Annotated in this window: 17 protein-coding genes and 1 pseudogene; 9 read left to right on the top strand and 9 right to left on the bottom strand. The window is 66.3% G+C overall.

What is annotated here, in order from left to right:
- A pseudogene (locus AS93_RS0103835) lies at positions 1–263 on the bottom strand (hypothetical protein); the annotation flags it as partial.
- Positions 264–389: 126 nt separating this feature from the next.
- On the opposite strand from AS93_RS0103835, the gene AS93_RS0103830 reads away from it, so the two are divergent.
- Complete coding sequence (locus AS93_RS0103830; protein WP_027589367.1) at positions 390–629, top strand: hypothetical protein; 240 nt, start codon at positions 390–392, stop codon at positions 627–629.
- A 127-nt stretch (positions 630–756) separates the two neighbouring features.
- Here AS93_RS0103830 and AS93_RS0103825 read toward each other — a convergent pair whose 3' ends face one another.
- The 4 genes from AS93_RS0103825 to AS93_RS0103810 form a co-directional block, all read right to left on the bottom strand.
- Complete coding sequence (locus tag AS93_RS0103825; RefSeq protein ID WP_027589366.1) at positions 757–1935, bottom strand: VWA domain-containing protein; 1179 nt, start codon at positions 1933–1935, stop codon at positions 757–759.
- A gap of 20 nt (positions 1936–1955) precedes the next feature.
- Positions 1956–2348, bottom strand: coding sequence for a GFA family protein (locus tag AS93_RS0103820; RefSeq protein WP_027589365.1), 393 nt, complete (start codon positions 2346–2348; stop codon positions 1956–1958).
- Between the two features lie 140 nt (positions 2349–2488).
- Positions 2489–3334 (bottom strand): MoxR family ATPase, encoded by an 846-nt coding sequence (locus tag AS93_RS0103815; protein WP_027589364.1) that lies wholly within the window; start codon positions 3332–3334, stop codon positions 2489–2491.
- Between the two features lie 216 nt (positions 3335–3550).
- Positions 3551–4627: a DUF748 domain-containing protein gene (locus AS93_RS0103810; RefSeq protein ID WP_027589363.1), complete on the bottom strand. Its 1077-nt coding sequence runs from the start codon at positions 4625–4627 to the stop codon at positions 3551–3553.
- A gap of 128 nt (positions 4628–4755) precedes the next feature.
- On the opposite strand from AS93_RS0103810, the gene cysK reads away from it, so the two are divergent.
- The 5 genes from cysK (at position 4756) to xseA (ending at position 10922) form a co-directional block, all read left to right on the top strand.
- Positions 4756–5730 carry a cysteine synthase A gene (gene cysK / locus AS93_RS0103805; RefSeq protein WP_027589362.1) on the top strand — a complete coding sequence of 325 codons (975 nt, stop codon included), beginning with the start codon at positions 4756–4758 and terminating at the stop codon, positions 5728–5730.
- Between the two features lie 194 nt (positions 5731–5924).
- A complete protein-coding gene (locus tag AS93_RS18645; protein ID WP_051587325.1) occupies positions 5925–6977 on the top strand; it encodes an acyltransferase in 1053 nt (350 codons plus the stop codon).
- 38 nt (positions 6978–7015) lie between these two features.
- Positions 7016–8740 carry a bifunctional isocitrate dehydrogenase kinase/phosphatase gene (gene aceK / locus AS93_RS0103790; RefSeq protein ID WP_027589361.1) on the top strand — a complete coding sequence of 575 codons (1725 nt, stop codon included), beginning with the start codon at positions 7016–7018 and terminating at the stop codon, positions 8738–8740.
- A 180-nt stretch (positions 8741–8920) separates the two neighbouring features.
- Positions 8921–9523: a DTW domain-containing protein gene (locus tag AS93_RS0103785; protein WP_027589360.1), complete on the top strand. Its 603-nt coding sequence runs from the start codon at positions 8921–8923 to the stop codon at positions 9521–9523.
- A gap of 19 nt (positions 9524–9542) precedes the next feature.
- Entirely contained in the window at positions 9543–10922 is a 1380-nt protein-coding gene (xseA, locus tag AS93_RS0103780) for an exodeoxyribonuclease VII large subunit (RefSeq protein WP_027589359.1), read from the top strand.
- Between the two features lie 276 nt (positions 10923–11198).
- On the opposite strand, the gene AS93_RS0103775 is transcribed toward xseA, so the two are convergent.
- A complete protein-coding gene (locus tag AS93_RS0103775) occupies positions 11199–12377 on the bottom strand; it encodes a CaiB/BaiF CoA-transferase family protein (protein WP_027589358.1) in 1179 nt (392 codons plus the stop codon).
- Positions 12378–12526: 149 nt separating this feature from the next.
- Here AS93_RS0103775 and AS93_RS0103770 point away from each other — a divergent pair, with 149 nt between their 5' ends.
- Both AS93_RS0103770 and AS93_RS18640 read left to right on the top strand, forming a co-directional pair.
- Positions 12527–13528 (top strand): AraC family transcriptional regulator, encoded by a 1002-nt coding sequence (locus AS93_RS0103770; protein WP_027589357.1) that lies wholly within the window; start codon positions 12527–12529, stop codon positions 13526–13528.
- A 74-nt stretch (positions 13529–13602) separates the two neighbouring features.
- Positions 13603–14274 carry a DUF502 domain-containing protein gene (locus AS93_RS18640; RefSeq protein WP_037008471.1) on the top strand — a complete coding sequence of 224 codons (672 nt, stop codon included), beginning with the start codon at positions 13603–13605 and terminating at the stop codon, positions 14272–14274.
- Here the strand turns inward: AS93_RS18640 and AS93_RS0103760 are convergent, their stop codons facing one another.
- The gene (locus AS93_RS0103760; protein WP_027589356.1) at positions 14275–15471 is read right to left on the bottom strand and encodes an MFS transporter; all 1197 of its coding nucleotides are present in this window, start codon (positions 15469–15471) and stop codon (positions 14275–14277) included.
- Between the two features lie 144 nt (positions 15472–15615).
- Here AS93_RS0103760 and AS93_RS0103755 point away from each other — a divergent pair, with 144 nt between their 5' ends.
- Positions 15616–16380, top strand: coding sequence for a dienelactone hydrolase family protein (locus tag AS93_RS0103755; RefSeq protein WP_027589355.1), 765 nt, complete (start codon positions 15616–15618; stop codon positions 16378–16380).
- A gap of 246 nt (positions 16381–16626) precedes the next feature.
- On the opposite strand, the gene rpsA is transcribed toward AS93_RS0103755, so the two are convergent.
- Positions 16627–18309: a 30S ribosomal protein S1 gene (gene rpsA / locus AS93_RS0103750; protein ID WP_027589354.1), complete on the bottom strand. Its 1683-nt coding sequence runs from the start codon at positions 18307–18309 to the stop codon at positions 16627–16629.
- A gap of 144 nt (positions 18310–18453) precedes the next feature.
- Positions 18454–18823 (bottom strand): (d)CMP kinase (gene cmk / locus AS93_RS0103745; RefSeq protein ID WP_027589353.1); only part of this gene is annotated, 370 nt, incomplete at its 5' end.

The following is an 18823-nucleotide window of genomic DNA, read 5'->3' as shown; positions in this document are numbered from 1 at the left end:
ACCGCTGCCACGGCACTGCCGCGACCGCCGCCCACGCCGCTGCCGGCGATGCCGCCGACCACCGCGCCGGCACCGGAGCCAATGGGCGTCTTGGTGCCTTCGATGCGCACCGGCCGCAGCGACTCGATGGTGCCCATGCGTACCAGCTGCACGGTGCGCGCCTCGCTGCGCGAATAGGTATCGCCGGTCAGGCTGGAGGCACAGCCGCCCAGCACCAACCCGCTCAGGGAAACACTGGCAATCAGGATCAGGGATTTACGCATGGACTCCTCCGCTTTGACCGAAGCACCAGTTCCGAAGCATGCCCCTGGAGCGCACCCGGGGCGTCACTTCCAGACGACCGGCAGTTCCGTTAGGGTAGCGGCTTTTGTGCGAAGGTCAGACGTTCCATGGACTACTTCATCATCTTCATCGCCACGGCCAGCGGGCTGTACTTCCACTGGTGGCTGATGGTGCGCATCCGCCGTTGGGCCGACCGCGACCTGGCGCTGTCGATGGCCGGCGAGGACGCGGCCAAGCGGGAATACATGCTGGAGCGCCTGGAGCAGGCCAAGCGAGACAAGGTACCGCGCAAGCAGCTGCAGGGCTGGCTGGAACAGGCGGCCGGGGAATATGCCGGGCGAGCCTAGATCACACGCCCTGTAGGGCCGGGTTTACCCCGGCCGACGCCGGTGGACCGGAGCAGAATCGGATTTCGACTCCGCTGGCCGGCGTAAAGCCGGCCCCACAGGGGTGATAACCCCTCCCCGAGTCCGGCTATTTGGATAGGAAGCGCATGCCCTCCTCCAGCCCCTGCAGCGTCAGCGGGAACATCTGGTCGTTGGTCAGCTCGCGCACCAGCGAGGTGGACGCGGTGTAGTCCCAGGTGTGCTTGGGGTACGGGTTGATCCAGATGAGCTTCTTGTATTTCTCCATGAAGCGGCGCATCCACACGTAGCCGGCTTCCTCGTTCCAGTGCTCGACGCTGCCGCCGGCCTGGGTGATTTCGTAGGGCGCCATGGCGGCGTCGCCGACGAAGACGATCTTCCAGTCCGCGCCGTACTTGTGCAGCAGATCGAAGGTGGAAAAGCGCTCGGTGGTGCGGCGCATGTTGTTCTTCCACACCGACTCGTAGATGAAGTTGTGGAAATAGAAGAACTCCAGGTGCTTGAACTCGGTCTTGCAGGCCGAGAACAGCTCCTCGCAGACCTTCACGTGGGCGTCCATCGAGCCGCCGATGTCCATCAGCAGCAACAGCTTCACGGTGTTGCGCCGCTCCGGACGCATCTGGATGTTGAGCAGGCCACCGTCACGGGCGGTGTGGTCGATGGTGCCGTCGATATCGAACTCTTCCGCCGCGCCTTCGCGGGCGAACTTGCGCAGGCGGCGCAGGGCGACCTTGATATTGCGGGTGCCGAGTTCCACCTGGTCGTCGAGGTTCTTGTACTCGCGCTGGTCCCAGACCTTCACCGCCCGCCCCTGGCGCTTGCCGGCGTCGCCGATACGGATGCCTTCCGGGTTGTAGCCGCCGGAGCCGAACGGGCTGGTGCCGCCGGTGCCGATCCACTTGTTGCCGCCGGCGTGCTTTTCCTTCTGCTCTTCCAGACGTTTCTTGAATTCCTCGATCAACTTATCCAGCCCGCCGAGGGACTGGATCATCGCCCGTTCCTCGTCGCTCAGGTGACGCTCGAACTCCTTGCGCAGCCATTCCTCCGGGATCAGCGCCTCGATGTGCCGGTCCAGATCCTCCAGGCCCTTGAAGTAGGCGCCGAAGGCCCGGTCGAACTTGTCGAAGTGGCGCTCGTCCTTCACCAGGATGGCGCGCGACAGGTAGTAGAACTCGTCCATGTCGGCGAACACGACGTTGTGCTTGAGCGCGTTGATCAGGTCGAGCAGCTCGCGCACCGACACCGGCACCTTGGCCGCGCGCATTTCATTGAACAAACCAAGCAGCATTGCTTACCTCGATGGGCGACTCACAGATCGCCGCTGTGCTGGGGCAGATCGTCCTGGATGCGGTACCAGTCGGCCTTGGAATCCACATAGATGTGCGCCTGGCGCACCTTACCCAGCGGCGAATCCAGCGTACCGGCGGCCACGCCGATTTCTCCGGCACGCGCGTCGATGAACTGCAGGGTGGCTCCGCAGCGACTGCAGAAGGTCCGCGTGATGCCGGGCGAAGACGGGTAACGGGCGACCAGGGCTTCCCCCGCGGTGAAGTGGAACGCCTCGGGCGGCACGCCGGCATAGGAAGCGAAGGCCGCACCGTGGGCCTTGCGGCACATGCTGCAATGGCAATGGGTGACTTCCTCGATGGGTGTGTCGATGCGGTATTTCACCGCCCCGCACAGGCAGCTGCCGTTATGCATCGCTGTGTCCCCTCTCCCATGTTGCAGTCGTAGCCGCGCAGTGGCGTAACCCACCGTCTCGTGCCGCGTTATCGTCCTGGCCAGCCTGGCGGCTGGTTGGCGGGTTACGCTTCGCTAACCCGCCCTACGCTGTCTTTCGCTTACCGGGCGGCGCGGCGGCTCATGAACGCCAGGCGTTCGAGCAGCATCACGTCCTGCTCGTTCTTCACCAGGGCGCCGGCCAGCGGCGGGATGGCCTTGGTGGGGTCGCGCTCGCGCAGCACGGCTTCACCAATGTTGTCGGCCATCAGCAGTTTCAGCCAGTCGACCAGCTCGCTGGTGGAAGGTTTCTTCTTCAGGCCCGGCACCTTGCGCACGTCGAAGAACACGTCCAGCGCCTCGGACACCAGCGCCTGGCTGATGCCCGGATAGTGCACATCGACGATCTTCTGCAGGGTCTCGCGATCCGGGAAGGCGATGTAGTGGAAGAAGCAGCGGCGCAGGAAGGCGTCCGGCAGCTCCTTCTCGTTGTTGGAGGTGATGATGATGATCGGGCGCTGTTTGGCCTTGATGGTTTCGTTCGTCTCGTAGACGTAGAACTCCATCTTGTCGAGTTCCTGCAGCAGGTCGTTGGGGAACTCGATGTCCGCCTTGTCGATCTCGTCGATCAGCAGGATGACGCGCTCCTCGGCCTCGAAGGCTTCCCAGAGCTTGCCCTTCTTCAGGTAGTTGCGTACGTCGTGGACCTTGTCCACGCCCAGTTGGGAGTCGCGCAGACGGCTCACCGCGTCGTACTCGTACAGGCCCTGATGGGCCTTGGTGGTCGACTTGATATGCCAGGTGATCAGCTTGGCGCCGAAGGCGGCCGATAGCTGCTCGGCGAGCATGGTCTTGCCGGTGCCCGGCTCGCCCTTGACCAGCAACGGTCGCTGCAGGGTGATGGAGGCGTTGACCGCCAGCTTGAGATCGTCGGTGGCGACGTAGGAAGGAGTGCCTTCGAACTTCATCGGGAAATATTCCTCGGTGGGGCCGCCCGTCGCGGCGCAAACAGGCTGCGACTATACCCCGCACCCGGGATTCTGTGAACGCAACGACAGGTTCCGGTCACGTTCCGGTCGAAGGTTGGTCGCCGGGCCGGATAGGCGCAGCGTTCGGCCGGGGGTGAAGCCTCTACTCCGCCGGCCGGCGTAAAGCCGGCCCTACAGGTGTACCGGCCTTTCCGTCTACTCGCCCTCCTCATCCAGCGCCCGCTCGAAGCGCGCGGTGAAGGCCTCGACGAAGGCATTGCGCAGCACGGCCATGAAGGCCTGAAACGGACTGACGTCGCGCTCCTTGATGGTGCCGGACAGCTCGACCCGGGTGGCGAACTGGTCCTTGCGCTGGTTCTTCAGCAGGGTCTGGCCGCCGCCGACAATGGCTTCCCACAGTCCGCGCAGGAAGCCCTTGTCCTCGGCCTCGATGTCCTGCTCCCAGTCGAACACCTCGACATTGCGCAGCAGCGGCTTGATATAGCCGCTGAGCTGGCTCTTTTCGGCTTCCACTTCCATCACCAGGTCACCGCTGCCCTCGGCAAAGTCGAAGCGCCCGTAGGCGCGGCTGAAGTCGTTGAGCCGCACCAGCGGCACGCCGGTGACGCGCAGCTGCAGTTCGAAATCCTCCCAGTCGGTGAACGGGTCGAAGCGCGCGTTGGCTTCCATGGGCGCCACTTCCAGGAAACGCGCCTCGCCGACGAATTCCGCCACGCGACGCCCCTCGGCGTCGGTACTGTTGGTCAGGTTGTAGAAGGTGCCGACCACCTGGTCGGCATAGACGTGCACCTGCGGGTCGGAGGTGAAGTTGCGAAAGGACACCCGACCGTTGCGGATGCGCACCTCGTTGAGGGTGATCGGCAGCAGGGCTTCCAGGCGGTCCCGCCAGTCCACCCCCTGACCGGTCTGCTCCTGCCCGGGTTGGGTGGAATCCACGAAATTCAGCTGCGGGTCGACGAACTCCACTTCGGCCACCACCGCGCGGTCCTGCCATAACGCGCGCCAGCTCACTGCAAGGTCGATCAGCGGCGCGTCGAGCAGGGGCACCGGCACCCCGCCAGTCTTCTTCTCGATCACCAGCCCCTCGATCTGGTAGGCGCCGCGCCACCAGGCCAGGTCCACGTCGGTGACTTGCCCGCGATAGTCGCCCATATCGGCGAGCGTGTCGTTCAGGTAGTTGCGCACCAGTTGCGGCAGCGCCAGATGCAGCAGCAACAGCAGCAGCGCAATGATCAGCAGGATCCACAACGGCAGGGCCTGGCGGCGATTCATCGGCGACTCTCCCGCGGCGGACGATATGCTGCAGTGGACCGGCCGTCCCCAGCCCGGTTCGGCTGGACTGACCGACACGACAGGCATAGGCTGGCTAACCTCGTCAACCCACTTGCGACGGAACGAACATGAGCCGCATCTTTGCAGACAACTCCCTGGCCATCGGCAACACCCCGCTGGTCATGATCAACCGCCTCGGCCCCAAGGGCGTGACCCTGATGGTCAAGACCGAGGGCCGCAACCCCGGCTATTCGGTGAAGTGCCGGATCGGCGCCAGCATGATCTGGGACGCCGAGGAGCGTGGCGTGCTCAAGCCCGGCATGACCCTGGTGGAACCGACCTCCGGCAACACCGGCATCGGCCTGGCGTTCGTCGCCGCCGCGCGCGGCTACAAGCTGATTCTCACCATGCCCGCCTCCATGAGCCTGGAGCGCCGCAAGGTGGTCAAGGCCCTGGGTGCCGAACTGGTACTCACCGAGCCGGCCAAGGGCATGAAGGGCGCCATCGAGAAGGCCAACGAGATCGTCGCCAGCGACCCGGCCAAGTACTACCTGCCCCAGCAGTTCGAAAACCCGGCCAACCCGGCCATCCACGAGAAGACCACCGGCCCGGAAATCTGGAACGACACCGACGGCGCGGTCGACGTACTGGTGGCTGGCGTCGGCACCGGCGGCACCATCACCGGCATTTCGCGCTACATCAAGCACACCCAGGGCAAGCAGATTCTCTCGGTGGCGGTGGAGCCGGTCAGCTCGCCGGTGATCAGCCAGGCCATGGCCGGCGAGGAACTCAAGCCCAGCCCGCACAAGATCCAGGGCATCGGCGCTGGCTTCGTGCCGAAGAACCTCGACCTGTCGCTGGTCGACCGCGTCGAGCAGGTCAGCGACGACGAGGCCAAGGCCATGGCCCTGCGCCTGATGCGCGAGGAAGGCGTGCTGTGCGGCATCTCCGGCGGCGCGGCCATGGCCGCCGCGGTGCGCCTGGCCGAGCACCCGGACATGCAGGGTAAGAACATCGTGGTGATCCTCCCCGACTCCGGCGAGCGCTACCTGTCCACCATGCTGTTCGACGGCCTGTTCAGCGAGCAGGAGCTGGTGCAGTAGGGACGACCTGCGGGAGCGAATTCATTCGCGAGCGGGTGTCGGCCGGCACGAAAGGCTCGCGGATGAATCCGCTCCCACAACCGTGGCGGCGGTCCTGCGCCAGCCACTGAACTTTGCCCGAGCGAAGCGGACACAGACTACTCAGGGAAATGGGAAACCGGGAAGGATGTCGAACCGATCCGGAATGCCTGCCCATGTACGCCGCTCGGCAGAACCTCTCCATGGAAACCCTACGGGGGCTGGCCTGCATCCTGCTGGTCGCCTACCACGTGGTGGGTTCCGAAGCCTTGGCCAACGGCCTGAAGCTGCCGGGCGGTCATGAACTGCATCGCTTCAACGAGGCGCTCAGCCACCTGCGCATGCCGCTGTTCACCTTCATTTCCGGCTATGTGTATGGCTATCGGCCGCTGTCCGGGGGCCTTGCCGCATTCCTCGCGGGCAAGCTGCGGCGCCTGGGCCTGCCGCTGGTTTGCGTGGGCAGCCTGTTCGCCGTGCTGCAGTACCTGACGCCGGGCACCAGCACCCAACTGGCCTTGGGCGAATTCTGGAAGCTCTACCTTTACCCGTTTGCCCACTACTGGTACCTGCAGGCGCTGCTGGTGATATTCGCCCTGTTCGCCCTGCTGGAGCACAGCGGCCTGACCCGCAGGCACGGCGGCCTGGCGGTGTTGCTGCTGGCGCTTGGCGTGATCTACCCGTACCGCGAACAGCTGCCGGCGCTGTTCTCGCTGCGACAGGCGTTCTACCTGTTCCCCTACTTCGTCCTTGGCGTGCTGTATTTCCGGATGCTGGAAGCCGCCGTTCGGGCCCACTCGCGGATCGTGGTGGCGGCGCTCGCCCTGCTCTGCCTCGGCTATGGCGGGCTGACGCCCGTGCCGGGCGATACCGCCACGCTGAGTCATCTGTCCCTGGGCTTCAGCATGCTGCTGCTTCTGCTGGCCGCCACCGCCAACCTGCGCCTGCGGCTGCTGGCTCGGCTGGGGATGTATTCCTACGCCATCTACCTGCTGCATGTGTTCTTCACCGCCGCCACACGCCTGGCGCTGGAGCGCCTGGGCGTGAACCAGCCCTATCCGGGCTTTGCGCTCGGCCTGGCCGCCGGGCTGCTGGGGCCGATCCTGGCCTACCGGGCCTGCCAGCCGCTGCCGTGGGCACGCCTGCTGCTGTTCGGCCAATCGCTGCCGCGGCGCCAGCCCGCCACGCCGCCGCCCACAGCGGCGACTGGCTTCCCGCCGTCCGCCGACTGACATAAGCTCGCCATTCCATAGCCAGCAGGAACCCCAACATGGCGCAGCAATGGCCGGCCGATATCGCCCGCTCCATCCTCAAGGGCTTCGACGACTACCGCGAGCAGTTCCGGCTGATCACCGACGGCGCGCGCCAGCGCTTCGAGCAGGCGCAGTGGCAGGAGATCCAGCAGGCCTCGGCGGCGCGCATCGCCCTCTACGAGGACAAGGCCCAGGAAACCACCGAGCGCCTGCGCCGGGAATTTCCCGCCGAGCAACTGCTGGACGTGCAGCTCTGGCCGCTGGTGAAGAGCGCCTACATCGAGCAGATCAACCCGCGCAGCGACGACGAGCTGGCGGAAACCTGGTTCAACTCGATCTTCTGCCACCTGTTCAGCCATGACTGCATCAGCGACGGCACCATGTTCATCCACACCACCCGCCCGGCGCTGCATCCCCACCGCCGCGCCGCGCAGACGCGGGTGTACCGGCCCAACGGCAACCTGTCCGACCTGCTGCGGGCGGTGTTCGAGGACTATCGCTTCGACGTGCCCTATATCGACCTGGACGGCGATCTGGCCCGCCTGGAAGCCACGCTGCAGGCCAACCTGCCGGACTGGGTGTGCAAGGACCCGGAACTGACCATCGAGCTGTTCTGCTCGCCGCTGTACCGCAACAAGGGCGCCTACCTGGTCGGGCGCATCTATACGCCGGAGGAACAGTGGCCGCTGGCGATTCCCTTCGTGCACAAGGAAGGCGAAGGCATCCGCATCGACGCGCTGATCACCGACGAGGCGGACGTGTCGATCATCTTCTCGTTCACCCGTTCCTACTTCATGGTCGATGTCTCCTACCCGGCCGAGTTCGTCGCCTTCCTCAAGCGCATCCTGCCCGGCAAGCACATCGCCGAGCTGTACACCTCCATCGGCTTCTACAAGCAGGGCAAGTCGGAATTCTTCCGCGCGCTGATCCACCACCTGATCAACACCGACGACCGCTTCGTGATGGCGCCCGGCGTGCGCGGCATGGTGATGAGCGTGTTCACCCTGCCCGGCTTCAACACCGTGTTCAAGATCATCAAGGACCGCTTCTCGCCGTCCAAGAACGTCGACCACGCCACCGTCATCGAGAAGTACCGGCTGGTGAAGCGCGTCGACCGGGTCGGCCGCATGGCCGACACCCAGGAGTTCGCCGACTTCCGCTTCCCGGTGGAAAAATTCGACCCCGAGTGCCTGGCCGAGCTGCTGGAAGTGGCGCCTTCCACCGTGGAACTGCAGGGCGACACCGTGCTGGTGCGCCACTGCTGGACCGAGCGGCGCATGACGCCGCTGAACCTGTATCTGGAAGGCGCCAGCGAGGCCCAGCAACGCGAGGTGCTGGAGGATTACGGCCAGGCCATCAAGCAGCTGGCGGCGGCCAACATCTTCCCCGGCGACATGCTGCTGAAGAACTTCGGCGTCACCCGCCACGGCCGCGTGGTGTTCTACGACTACGACGAGATCTGCTACCTCACCGAGGTGAACTTCCGGCACATCCCGCCGCCACGCTTCCCCGAGGACGAGATGTCCGCCGAGCCCTGGTACTCGGTCGGCCCCAACGACGTGTTCCCCGAGGAATTCCCGCGCTTCCTGTTCGTCGACATCAGGCAGCGTCGCCTGTTCAGCCAGCTGCACGGCGACCTGTTCGACGCCGATTACTGGAAAAGCCTGCAGGACGCCATCCGCGAGGGCAAGGTGATCGACGTGTTCCCCTACCGACGGGATCGGCAGCAGAGTCTGCAGTGATCCTTCTTTTGTGGGAGCGGACTCGTCCGCGAGCTTTTCGGTGGCCGGCCAGGTGCGGCCGGCCAGGCTGCAGGTCTCACCCAAGGGCTCGCGAATGAATTCGCTCCCACAGGTTCATGCACGGCGCCGCTTTCGTGGGAGCGCTTCAGCCACGATGCTTTTCTCGCCAATGGATACCTCATGCCCCGCCCCACCTGCCCCCGTTGCCGACGCCCGCTGAGCCACTGCCTGTGCGCACTGATCCCGCGCCTGGACAGCCGCACCCGCGTGCTGATCCTGCAGCACCCGGACGAAAGCGGCCACGCGCTGAACACCGCGCGGCTGGCGACGCTGGGGCTGGTGAATGCCGAGCTGCTGGTCGGCGAAACCTTCGGCGACGAACTGGCCGAGCGCCTGGCCGATCCCGCCTACCGCAGCCTGCTGCTGTTTCCCGGCGAGCAGGCCGAACTGCCCACGCCGCAGCGCGCCGATGAACGCCCGCTGCAACTGATCGTTCCCGACGGCACCTGGCGCAAGGCGCGCAAGCTGCTTTACCTCAACCCCTGCCTGGAAAGCCTGCCGCGTCTGTGCCTGCCGGAGGGGCTGACCTCCCGCTACCGCCTGCGCAAGGCGCCGCAGCCGGGCGCGCTGTCCACCCTGGAAGCCATCGTGGAAACCCTCTCCCGGCTGGAGCCGGAGCACCGCTTCGACGATCTGCTGCGCCCTTTCGAGGCGCTGATCGAAGGGCAGATCGCCGCCATGGGCGAGTCCACTTACCAGCGCAACCACGCGACGCGTGGGTGATTCACGTATCATCGCCGCCATGCGTAACGACCCCTTCGAACGCCTCCACCTCGACCGCGAGGTGCTGAGCGTCAGCCAGCTCAACAACCGTGCCCGCCTGCTGCTGGAGGATGTCTTCGCCCAGGTGTGGGTGGAAGGCGAAATCTCCAACCTGGCCCGGCCGGCCTCCGGCCACGTGTATTTCACCCTCAAGGACGGCCAGGCCCAGGTGCGCTGCGCACTGTTCCGGCAGAACGCCCTGCGCGTGCGCCAGGCGCTGCGCGACGGGCTGGCAGTGCGGGTGCGTGGCAAGGTCTCGCTGTTCGAGGGGCGTGGCGACTACCAGTTGATTCTCGACAGCGTCGAGCCGGCCGGCGACGGCGCGCTGCGCCTGGCCTTCGAAGCGCTGAAGGGCAAGCTGAGCGACGAGGGGCTGTTCGCCGCCGAGCGCAAGCGTCCGCTGCCCAGCCATCCGCGGCGCATCGGCATTGTCAGTTCACCGACCGGTGCGGTGATCCGCGACATCATCTCGGTGTTCCGCCGCCGCGCGCCGCAGGTGGAACTGACCCTGGTGCCCACCGCCGTGCAGGGCCGCGAGGCCACCGCGCAGATCGTCCGCGCCTTGCAGTTGGCCGATCGCCAGGGCTTCGACGCGCTGATCCTGGCCCGCGGCGGCGGCTCGCTGGAAGACCTCTGGTGCTTCAACGAGGAAGCGGTTGCCCGCGCCTTGGCCGCCTGCGTCACCCCGACGGTCAGCGCCGTGGGCCACGAGACCGACGTATCGATCTGCGACTTTGTCGCCGACATGCGCGCGCCCACGCCCTCGGCCGCCGCCGAACTGCTGGCGCCGCACAGCGCCGACCTGCAGCAACGCCTGGCGGTGCTGGAACGCCGCCTGCAGCTGTGCATGCGCCAACACCTGCACCGCGAACAATTGCGTCTGGAAGGCCTGCTGCGCCGCCTGCGCCATCCCGGCGAACGCCTGCAGCAACTGGCACTGCGTGTGGACGATCTGGAGCGGCGTCTGCATCAGGCGCTGCAGCGCCGTCTGGGACAGTCCCGGGAACGCCTGCTGCGCCTGGAGCATCGCCTGGCCAGCCGCCATCCCGGACGCCAGCTGGCCCTGCTGCGCCAGCGCCTGGACAGCCTCGCCGAACGCCTGCCGCGCGCCACCCTGGCCGGCCTGCGCCAGCGCCGCCTGCAACTCGCCGCGCTGGCGCAGACCCTGCAGGTGGTCAGTCCGCTGGCTACCCTGGGACGGGGCTACAGCATCCTGCTGGACGAACAGGGCCACGCCATCCGCGACGCCCGCCAGACCCACGTCGGCCAGCGCCTGGAAGCCCGCCTGGGCGACGGTCGCCTGAGCGTGCGCGTGGAAGACAATCACCAGGAGCCGGTGAATCTGTCGTTGCTGGACTGAGGGGCCGTTCCACGCGTGCAAACCCGCGTTGCGTTGGAGCGGCTTTAGCCGCGATGCTTCTGGTACCGCCTGTCGACAACCGCGGCTGAAGCCGCTCCTACGCACACCGACACGCCACCAGTTCCCGTGCAGATCTGCCCGGCGGCCAGAACCAGGCTTCGAGCCTCAGCCAGAAGCTCGCGACTGAAGTCGCTCCTACAGGTTCGTGCGGGGGGCCTGCTTTTTGTAGGAGCGGCTTTAGCCGCGAGCTTTTCCCGCAGCTGCGCTACGTTTGGCTCAGCCCAGCACCCCGCCATCTCGCAACCCACGAATCCGCTCCTCGTCATAGCCCAGTTCGCGCAGCACCTGTTCGCCATGCTCGCCCAGCGCCGCGCCACTGTGTCGTGGCGGTGGCAGGCCGGCGGAGAACTTCAGCGGGCAGGCCAGCTGGCGCAACGGGCCGGACGGGCCGGGGACTTCGGTGACCAGATCGCGGGCCGCGATCTGCGGATGCTCCAAGGCTTCGGAGAAGGACAGCACCGGCTCCACGCAGGCGTCCAGGTCGGCGAACAGTGCCTGGCACTCGGCCAGGCTGCGCCGTTCGATCTCGGCGGCGAACTCGCCCTTGAGGGCCTGCTGGTCCTGCGCCCGTTGCGACAGGCCGCGCGCCGCCAGCTCCGGGCGTCCGAGGACCTGGCAGAAGGCCTGCAGGAATTGCGGCTCCAGGCAGCCGACGGCCAGCCAGCGCCCATCGCGGGTGCGGTAGTAGTCGTAGAAGCCGCCGCCGTTGAGCGGCTGGTTTTCCAGGCCGGGCTCCGCGCCGCCGGCCAGCGCGGCGGCGCCGCCCAGCGCGTGCAGGCTGAAGGCGCAGTCGGTCATGCTGACATCCACCTGCTGGCCTTCGCCGCTGAGCTGGCGCTGGATCACCGCCGCAAGCAGACCCACCACGCCGTGCAACGAGCCGCCGGCCAGGTCGGCGATCTGCACGCCCTGCGGCACCGGGCCACTGTCGCGCCGGCCGGTGCCGGCGGCCAGGCCGCTGACCGCCAGGTAGTTGATGTCGTGACCGGCGCGCGCCCGGTACGGGCCGGTCTGGCCGTAGCCGGTGATGGACACGTAGATCAGCCGCGGATTGATACGCTTCAGGGCCTCGTAGCCGAGCCCGAGGCGTTCCATCACGCCGGGGCGAAACTGCTCGATGAGGATGTCGTAGTCGCGCAGCAGATCATGCACCACCTCCCGCGCCGCCGGTTGCTTGAGGTCCAGCGCCAGGCTGCGCTTGTTGCGGTTGACCCAGGCATGGGCGGCGGAGGCGCCCTGCACGCGGGGCGGCAGCAGGCGCAGCAGATCGGGCCGGCTCGGCGATTCGATGCGCAGCACCTCGGCGCCGAGGTCGGCCAGCAGCAGCGAGGCGAACGGCCCGGGCAGCAGGGTGGAGAAATCGAGGACTTTCAGCGAGGCCAGGGGACCGGGCATGGCGGACTCCTTCTTGAAGGTCCGGCAAGCCTAGGCCGGCGGGCATCCCGCGCTCAATGACCCGAACGCTCGACCGGGCTGATGCAAACGCGCTTGTCCGCGCCCGCCCCGGCTGACTACCATCGAGCGCCTGAGCCAGGGAAGCCACCATGCGCGAACGCACCATTGCCAGTCATTTCGTCCGCGCCGCGCTGCACGGGGCGCGGTTGCGCGACCTGGACATCCCGGCGCTGCTGAGCGAAGCCGGCCTGCCGCCCGCCGTGCTGGAGGAGTCCGCCGCACGGGTGACAGCGGCGCAATACGCACGACTGATCCGCCTGCTCTGGCGGCACCTCGACGACGAGTACCTGGGACTGGCCGGCCAGGCCAGCCTGCCCGGCACCTTTGCCATGATGGCCTGCGCCATCATCCATTGCGGCACCCTGGAGAAGGCCCTGCGGCGTGGCATCCGCTTCTATCGACTGTTCCCCGGCAGCCCCGAGTTCACGCTGCGTCGCGAGGGCGCGCAGGCCTGGCTGTGCCTGCGGGTGGAACCGGCCCATGACCCCGAGCATTTCCTCAGCGAAAGCCTGCTGCTGATCTGGCATCGCCTGGCCAGTTGGCTGATCGGCCAGCGCATCGCCCTCGAGGAGCTCTGTTTCGCCTATGCGCAGCCGCAGCATGTCGCCGAGTACGACCTGCTGTTTCCCGGCGTGCGGCGCTTTGCCGCCGGCTTCACCGGGCTGCGCTTCGCCGCCGCGCACCTGGATCAGCCGCTGCTGCAGGACGAGCGCACCCTCAAGCACTTTCTCGAACAGGCGCCCGCCGACCTGCTCAGCCGTCCGGCAGGCGACGACTCGCTGATCGTGCGCATCCAGCGCCTGCTCGGCCGCGACTGCCGCCAGTGGCCGGACCTGGAACAGCTGGCCCGCCAGCTCAACTGCAGCCCGCAGACCCTGCGCCGGCGCTTGCGCGAGCAAGGCAGCAGCTTCCAGGTCATCAAGGACCAGCTGCGCCGCGACCGCGCCATCTACCTGCTCGGCCGCCCGGAACTGTCCATCCAGGAGATCGCCGAGCAACTGGGTTTCTCGGAGGCCTCGGCGTTTCACCGGGCGTTTCGCAAATGGACGCGCCTGACGCCCGGCGCTTACCGTGAGCCGGTAGAAAAATGAGACAGAGCCCCGCTTGCAGCCGCTAGCGGAATGGCCAGAATGGAGGCCCTTCGCCTGCCCTGTCCGGATTCGCCATGCTCCTGTCCCGAGGTTTCAAGTCCATCGTCACCACCTGGCTGGCCGGTCTGCTGGCCCTGCTGCCCCTGACCCTTACCCTGGCGCTGGTCACCTGGATCGTCAGCCTGCTCAACCGCTTCGCCGGCCCGTCCACCGGTGTCGGCCAGTTGTTCGCCGTCCTCGGCTATCCGTTCGTGGAAAGCCCGAAGCTGGCCTACCTGCTCGGCACGCTGATCCTCATCGTCGCCATCTACCCGCTGGGGCTGGCGGTGCAGTTGGGGCTGAAAAAGCCGCTGGCCAGGCTGTTCAAGCTGACGGTCGAGCGCATTCCGCTACTAGGCAAGCTGTACGGGCTGACTGACCGCTTCGTTGGCCTGCTGGACCAGAAGGAAGACGCCGACATTGCCGCCATGAGCCCGGTCTGGTGCTTCTTCGGCGGCGACGGCGTGGCGGTGCTGGCGCTGCTGCCCAATCCAGAGCCCGTCGTGATCAACGGTCGACGCTACCTCGCGGTGCTGGTGCCCACCGCGCCGATCCCGGTGGGTGGCGGCCTGCTGTACATGCCGGTGGAGTGGATCAAGCCGGCGCAGATGGGCATGGATACCTTTACCAGCATCTATGTATCGATGGGCATCACCCCGCCCCCCTACCCGCCCGTGGACAGCCGGCCGGCGGAGCGGGTCGACTGATCAGCCCCGGGCCAGGCGCAGGCTCTGCAGGCTGGCCAGCAGGAACACGCCGGACAGCAGCACCAGCAGCGGCAGCCAGCCGGCGTGGCTCCACACCCAGCCGCCGCAGTAGCCGATCACGCTGGAACCCAGGTAATAGGCGCACAGGTACAGGGCCGAGGCCTGCGCCTTGGCGCCCTTGGCGCGCTGGCCCACCTGGCCGCTGGCCACCGCGTGGGTGGCGAAGAAGCCCAGGGTCACCAGGCCGAGGCCGAGCGCCACCGCCGGCAGCCAGGGCAGCGCACACAGCGTCACACCCAGCAGCATGATCATCAGGCCGCCCAGCATCACGCGCGGCGCGCCGAAGCGCGGCACCAGCCGCCCGCCCCAGCCGGCGCTGAGGATGCCGAGCAGATAGACGGTGAACAGCAAGCCGATCACCGTCGAGGACAAGCCGAACGGTGCCGCCGCCAGGCGGAAGCCAATGTAGTTGAACAGCGCAACGAAGCCGCCCATCAGCAGGAAGGCGATGCTGAACAGGATGCGCAGCTCGCGGTTGGCCAGGTGCAGGCGGAAGTTGCCCAGCAGCGTGCGCAGCGACAGCGGCTGCGCGCGGAAATGCCGCGACGGCGGCAGCAGCCAGTGGAACAGCAGCAGCGCCAGCAGACCGAGACCGGCGATGCCGCCGAGCGCCAGCTCCCAGCCACCCAGATCGGCGAACAGGCCGGCCAGCAGGCGACCGAGCAGGCCGCCCAGCGCGGTACCGCCGATATAGAGTCCCATCGCCGCCGGCAGCGAGGGCGGATCGAACTCCTCGCCCACATACGCCATGGCCAGCGCCGGCAGGCCGCTGAGCGCCAGTCCCAGCAGGGTGCGCAACACCAGCAGCGCCTGCCAGTCGTCCACCAGGGCGCTGGCGATGCCCAGCACGCTGGCCAGACCCAGGGCGGCGACCATCACCGGCTTGCGCCCCCAGCTCTCGGCCAGCGCGCCGGCCACCAGCATGGCCAGCGCCAGGCTCAGGGTGGTCAGCGACAGGACCAGGCTGCTGCTCGCGGCGGACACGCGAAAGTGCGCCGCCAGCAGGGGAAGCAGCGGTTGCACGCAGTACAGGAGGGCGAAGGTGGCAAAACCGGCACAGAACAGCGCCAGGGTGGCCCGGCGGTAATCGGCACTGCCGCGCTGGATATAGCCGGCAGAATCGGAAGGAGCAGACATTCGGGTAAAGCACTCGCAGTTCGCCCGGACAAGGGCGGCGCGCAGCCTACCACTTCTCCCCCCGCCCTGCAGGACAAAATGACACAGGGAACCTGCGGACGATCTCAGTGCCTCCTTGATAAGTCCCGCAGCGGAGAAAACGTCATGAGCATCCCCTCTTCCGACGGCCTTGCCCAGGCCGAAATCCACACCCGCGAACTGACCTACCAGAGCGCCGACGGTACGGCGCTGCGGGGCTACCTGTCCAGCGACGAAGCCGAGCATGGACCGCGCCCGGGCATCCTGGTGGCACCCGAGTTCTGGGGACTCAACGACTACATTCAGCGCCGTACCCGCGAACTGGCGGCGCTCGGCTACGCCGCGCTGGCGCTGGACATGTACGGCGAGGGCAGGACCACCACCGACCCGGGCGAGGCCCGCACCCTCATGCAGGCCGCCACGGCCAGCGTGGAAATCACCCGGCAGCGCTTCGAGGCGGCGCTGGATCTGCTGCTGCGCCAGCCGGAAGTCGACCCGCGTCGTATCGGCGCGATCGGTTACTGCTTCGGCGGCAAGCTGGTACTCGACATGGCCCGCCAGGGGCTGCCACTGGCGGGCGTGGTCAGCTTCCATGGCCGGCTGGCGCCGACGGTGCCGGCGACCCCAGGCAGCGTCAGGGCACGCATTCTGGTGGAACACGGCGAGGCAGACAGCATGACCACGTCCGAGCAGTTGCAGGCGTTCCAGGACGAGATGCGCGAGGCGGGTGCGGACTACCGGCTGGTGATCCACCCCGGCGCTCGCCACGGCTTCACCAACCCGCAGGCCGACCAGCGGCGCACGGCGACGCTCGATATCGGCTATCAGCGGGAAGCCGATGAGCGCTCGTGGCAAGACATGAAGGCGTTCTTTGCGGAGGTGTTCGTGTAAGGCGGTTGGCGCTGTTCCGGCCGCTGCGGTGGCCAATGTGTGGCGTTGACCACCCTACGTTCTGGCGGAAGCGGACGTTGTGGGGCCGGGTTTATCCCGGCCGACGAAGGTAGGCGCAACACCCTGCGCCGGCCTGACTCCGTAGGCCCGGTGTAAGCCGACCCCACAGGTGAGCCGCGCCCGGTATTCGCAGCAACAAAAAAGGGCGACCGAAGTCGCCCTTTTTCATCAGCAGGAAATCAGAACTTAGTTCTGGTTTTCCATCTGAGCACGGATCAGATCACCAATGGTGGTCGGACCGGTGGTCTCGGTTTCCTGCTTGGTACGCAGTTCCTTCATCGCGTCCTTCTCGTCCTCGACATCCTTGGACTTGATGGACAGGCTGATGACGCGGGACTTGCGGTCGATGCTGATGATCTTGGCTTCGACTTCGTCGCCTTCCTTCAGCACGTTACGGGCGTCTTCGACGCGGTCACGGCTGATTTCGGAAGCCTTCAGGGTGGCTTCGATGTCGTTGCCCAGGTCGATGACCGCGCCCTTGGCGTCAACTTCCTTCACCTTGCCGCGAACGATGCTGCCCTTCTCGTGGGAGGAGGCATAGCTGGAGAACGGATCGTCTTCCAGTTGCTTGATGCCCAGGGAGATGCGCTCACGCTCCGGATCGACGGAGAGGATGACGGTTTCCAGCTCGTCGCCCTTCTTGAAGCGGCGAACGGCTTCTTCACCCGGCTCGTTCCAGGAGATGTCGGACAGGTGAACCAGACCGTCGATGCCGCCGTCCAGGCCGATGAAGATACCGAAATCGGTGATCGACTTGATGGTGCCGGAGATCTTGTCGCCCTTGTTGAAGCTGGACGAGAAGTCTTCCCACGGGTTGGACTTGCACTGCTTGATACCCAGGGAGATACGACGACGCTCTTCGTCGATGTCCAGGACCATGACTTCCACTTCGTCGCCGACCTGAACGACCTTGGACGGGTGGATGTTCTTGTTGGTCCAGTCCATTTCGGACACGTGCACCAGACCCTCGACGCCTTCTTCCAGCTCGGCGAAGCAGCCGTAGTCGGTCAGGTTGGTGACGCGAGCCTGAACACGGGTGCCTTCCGGGTAACGGGCCTTGATGGCGACCCACGGATCTTCGCCCAGCTGCTTCAGACCCAGGGAGACGCGGTTGCGCTCGCGGTCGAACTTCAGGACCTTGACGTCGATCTCGTCGCCAACGTTGACGATTTCCGACGGATGCTTGATGCGCTTCCAGGCCATGTCGGTGATGTGCAGCAGGCCGTCCACGCCGCCCAGGTCGACGAACGCGCCGTAGTCGGTGAGGTTCTTGACGATACCCTTGACCTGCTGGCCTTCCTGCAGGGATTCCAGCAGAGCTTCACGCTCGGCGCTGTTCTCGGCTTCCAGGACGCTGCGACGGGAAACGACAACGTTGTTGCGCTTCTGGTCGAGCTTGATGACCTTGAATTCCAGTTCCTTGCCTTCCAGGTGAGTGGTATCACGCACCGGACGCACGTCGACCAGGGAACCCGGCAGGAACGCGCGGATGCCGTTGACGTCGACGGTGAAGCCGCCCTTCACCTTGCCATTGATGACGCCCTTGACCACTTCTTCAGCAGCGAAAGCAGCTTCCAGAACGATCCAGCACTCGGCGCGCTTGGCTTTTTCGCGGGACAGCTTGGTTTCACCGAAGCCGTCTTCCACCGCGTCCAGCGCGACGTGAACTTCGTCACCTACCTTGATGGTCAGCTCGCCCTGTTCGTTATAGAACTGCTCGACCGGGATGACGCCCTCGGACTTCAGGCCGGCGTGGACGGTGACCCAGTCACCATCGATGTCGACCACGATGCCGGTGATGATGGCACCGGGCTGCATGTCCAGGGACTTCAGGCTTTCTTCAAAAAGTTCTGCAAAGCTTTCGCTCATGTTGATTCCTGTTGTTCAAGGCGGTGGATCCGCCCAAAGCCACACTCCAGCCAAATGTGGGTTCGTTCATGTAAAAGACGCTCGCAGGACATGGACTGGTTCCCTGCAAGCTTCCTTGCGATCCTTCGTGGCGAAGCGATCGACTTACCCGACGAGTCCGCGGGCAGCGGCTTCGCCAAGAATTCTTTCGAGCACCTGCTCGATGCTCAGTTCGGTCGAGTCCAGCAGCAGCGCATCGTCAGCCGGCTTGAGCGGCGCGGTGGCCCGCTGCGTGTCGCGCTCATCGCGCGCGCGGATCTCCTCGAAAAGACCCGCGAGGTTAACAGCCTCGCCCTTTTCCTTCAACTGAAGATAGCGGCGACGTGCGCGCTCTTCCACGCTGGCCGTCAGGAAAATCTTCAGCGGCGCGTCAGGAAACACCACCGTGCCCATGTCGCGACCGTCGGCGATCAGCCCGGGCGCGGCTCGGAAGGCGCGCTGGCGGTCCAGCAGCGCGGCGCGCACCGCCGGCAGC

It is taken from the genome of Pseudomonas sp. RL, assembly GCF_000647775.1.
GTDB lineage: Bacteria > Pseudomonadota > Gammaproteobacteria > Pseudomonadales > Pseudomonadaceae > Serpens > Serpens flexibilis.
The sequence above is the reverse complement of the archived record's forward strand: the minus strand, read 5'-3'. Positions and strand labels throughout refer to the sequence as shown.

Excerpts from the sequence above, each read along its gene's own strand:
- AS93_RS0103815 (WP_027589364.1), bottom strand. The coding sequence starts at position 3,334 with ATGAAGTTCGAAGGCACTCCTTCCTACGTCGCCACCGACGATCTCAAG.
- AS93_RS0103810 (WP_027589363.1), bottom strand. The coding sequence starts at position 4,627 with ATGAATCGCCGCCAGGCCCTGCCGTTGTGGATCCTGCTGATCATTGCG.
- AS93_RS18645 (WP_051587325.1), top strand. The coding sequence starts at position 5,925 with ATGTACGCCGCTCGGCAGAACCTCTCCATGGAAACCCTACGGGGGCTG.
- AS93_RS0103830 (WP_027589367.1), top strand. The coding sequence starts at position 390 with ATGGACTACTTCATCATCTTCATCGCCACGGCCAGCGGGCTGTACTTC.
- AS93_RS0103785 (WP_027589360.1), top strand. The coding sequence starts at position 8,921 with ATGCCCCGCCCCACCTGCCCCCGTTGCCGACGCCCGCTGAGCCACTGC.
- xseA (WP_027589359.1), top strand. The coding sequence starts at position 9,543 with ATGCGTAACGACCCCTTCGAACGCCTCCACCTCGACCGCGAGGTGCTG.
- AS93_RS0103825 (WP_027589366.1), bottom strand. The coding sequence starts at position 1,935 with ATGCTGCTTGGTTTGTTCAATGAAATGCGCGCGGCCAAGGTGCCGGTG.
- AS93_RS0103760 (WP_027589356.1), bottom strand. The coding sequence starts at position 15,471 with ATGTCTGCTCCTTCCGATTCTGCCGGCTATATCCAGCGCGGCAGTGCC.
- rpsA (WP_027589354.1), bottom strand. The coding sequence starts at position 18,309 with ATGAGCGAAAGCTTTGCAGAACTTTTTGAAGAAAGCCTGAAGTCCCTG.
- AS93_RS18640 (WP_037008471.1), top strand. The coding sequence starts at position 13,603 with ATGCTCCTGTCCCGAGGTTTCAAGTCCATCGTCACCACCTGGCTGGCC.
- AS93_RS0103755 (WP_027589355.1), top strand. The coding sequence starts at position 15,616 with ATGAGCATCCCCTCTTCCGACGGCCTTGCCCAGGCCGAAATCCACACC.
- AS93_RS0103770 (WP_027589357.1), top strand. The coding sequence starts at position 12,527 with ATGCGCGAACGCACCATTGCCAGTCATTTCGTCCGCGCCGCGCTGCAC.
- AS93_RS0103775 (WP_027589358.1), bottom strand. The coding sequence starts at position 12,377 with ATGCCCGGTCCCCTGGCCTCGCTGAAAGTCCTCGATTTCTCCACCCTG.
- cysK (WP_027589362.1), top strand. The coding sequence starts at position 4,756 with ATGAGCCGCATCTTTGCAGACAACTCCCTGGCCATCGGCAACACCCCG.
- aceK (WP_027589361.1), top strand. The coding sequence starts at position 7,016 with ATGGCGCAGCAATGGCCGGCCGATATCGCCCGCTCCATCCTCAAGGGC.
- AS93_RS0103820 (WP_027589365.1), bottom strand. The coding sequence starts at position 2,348 with ATGCATAACGGCAGCTGCCTGTGCGGGGCGGTGAAATACCGCATCGAC.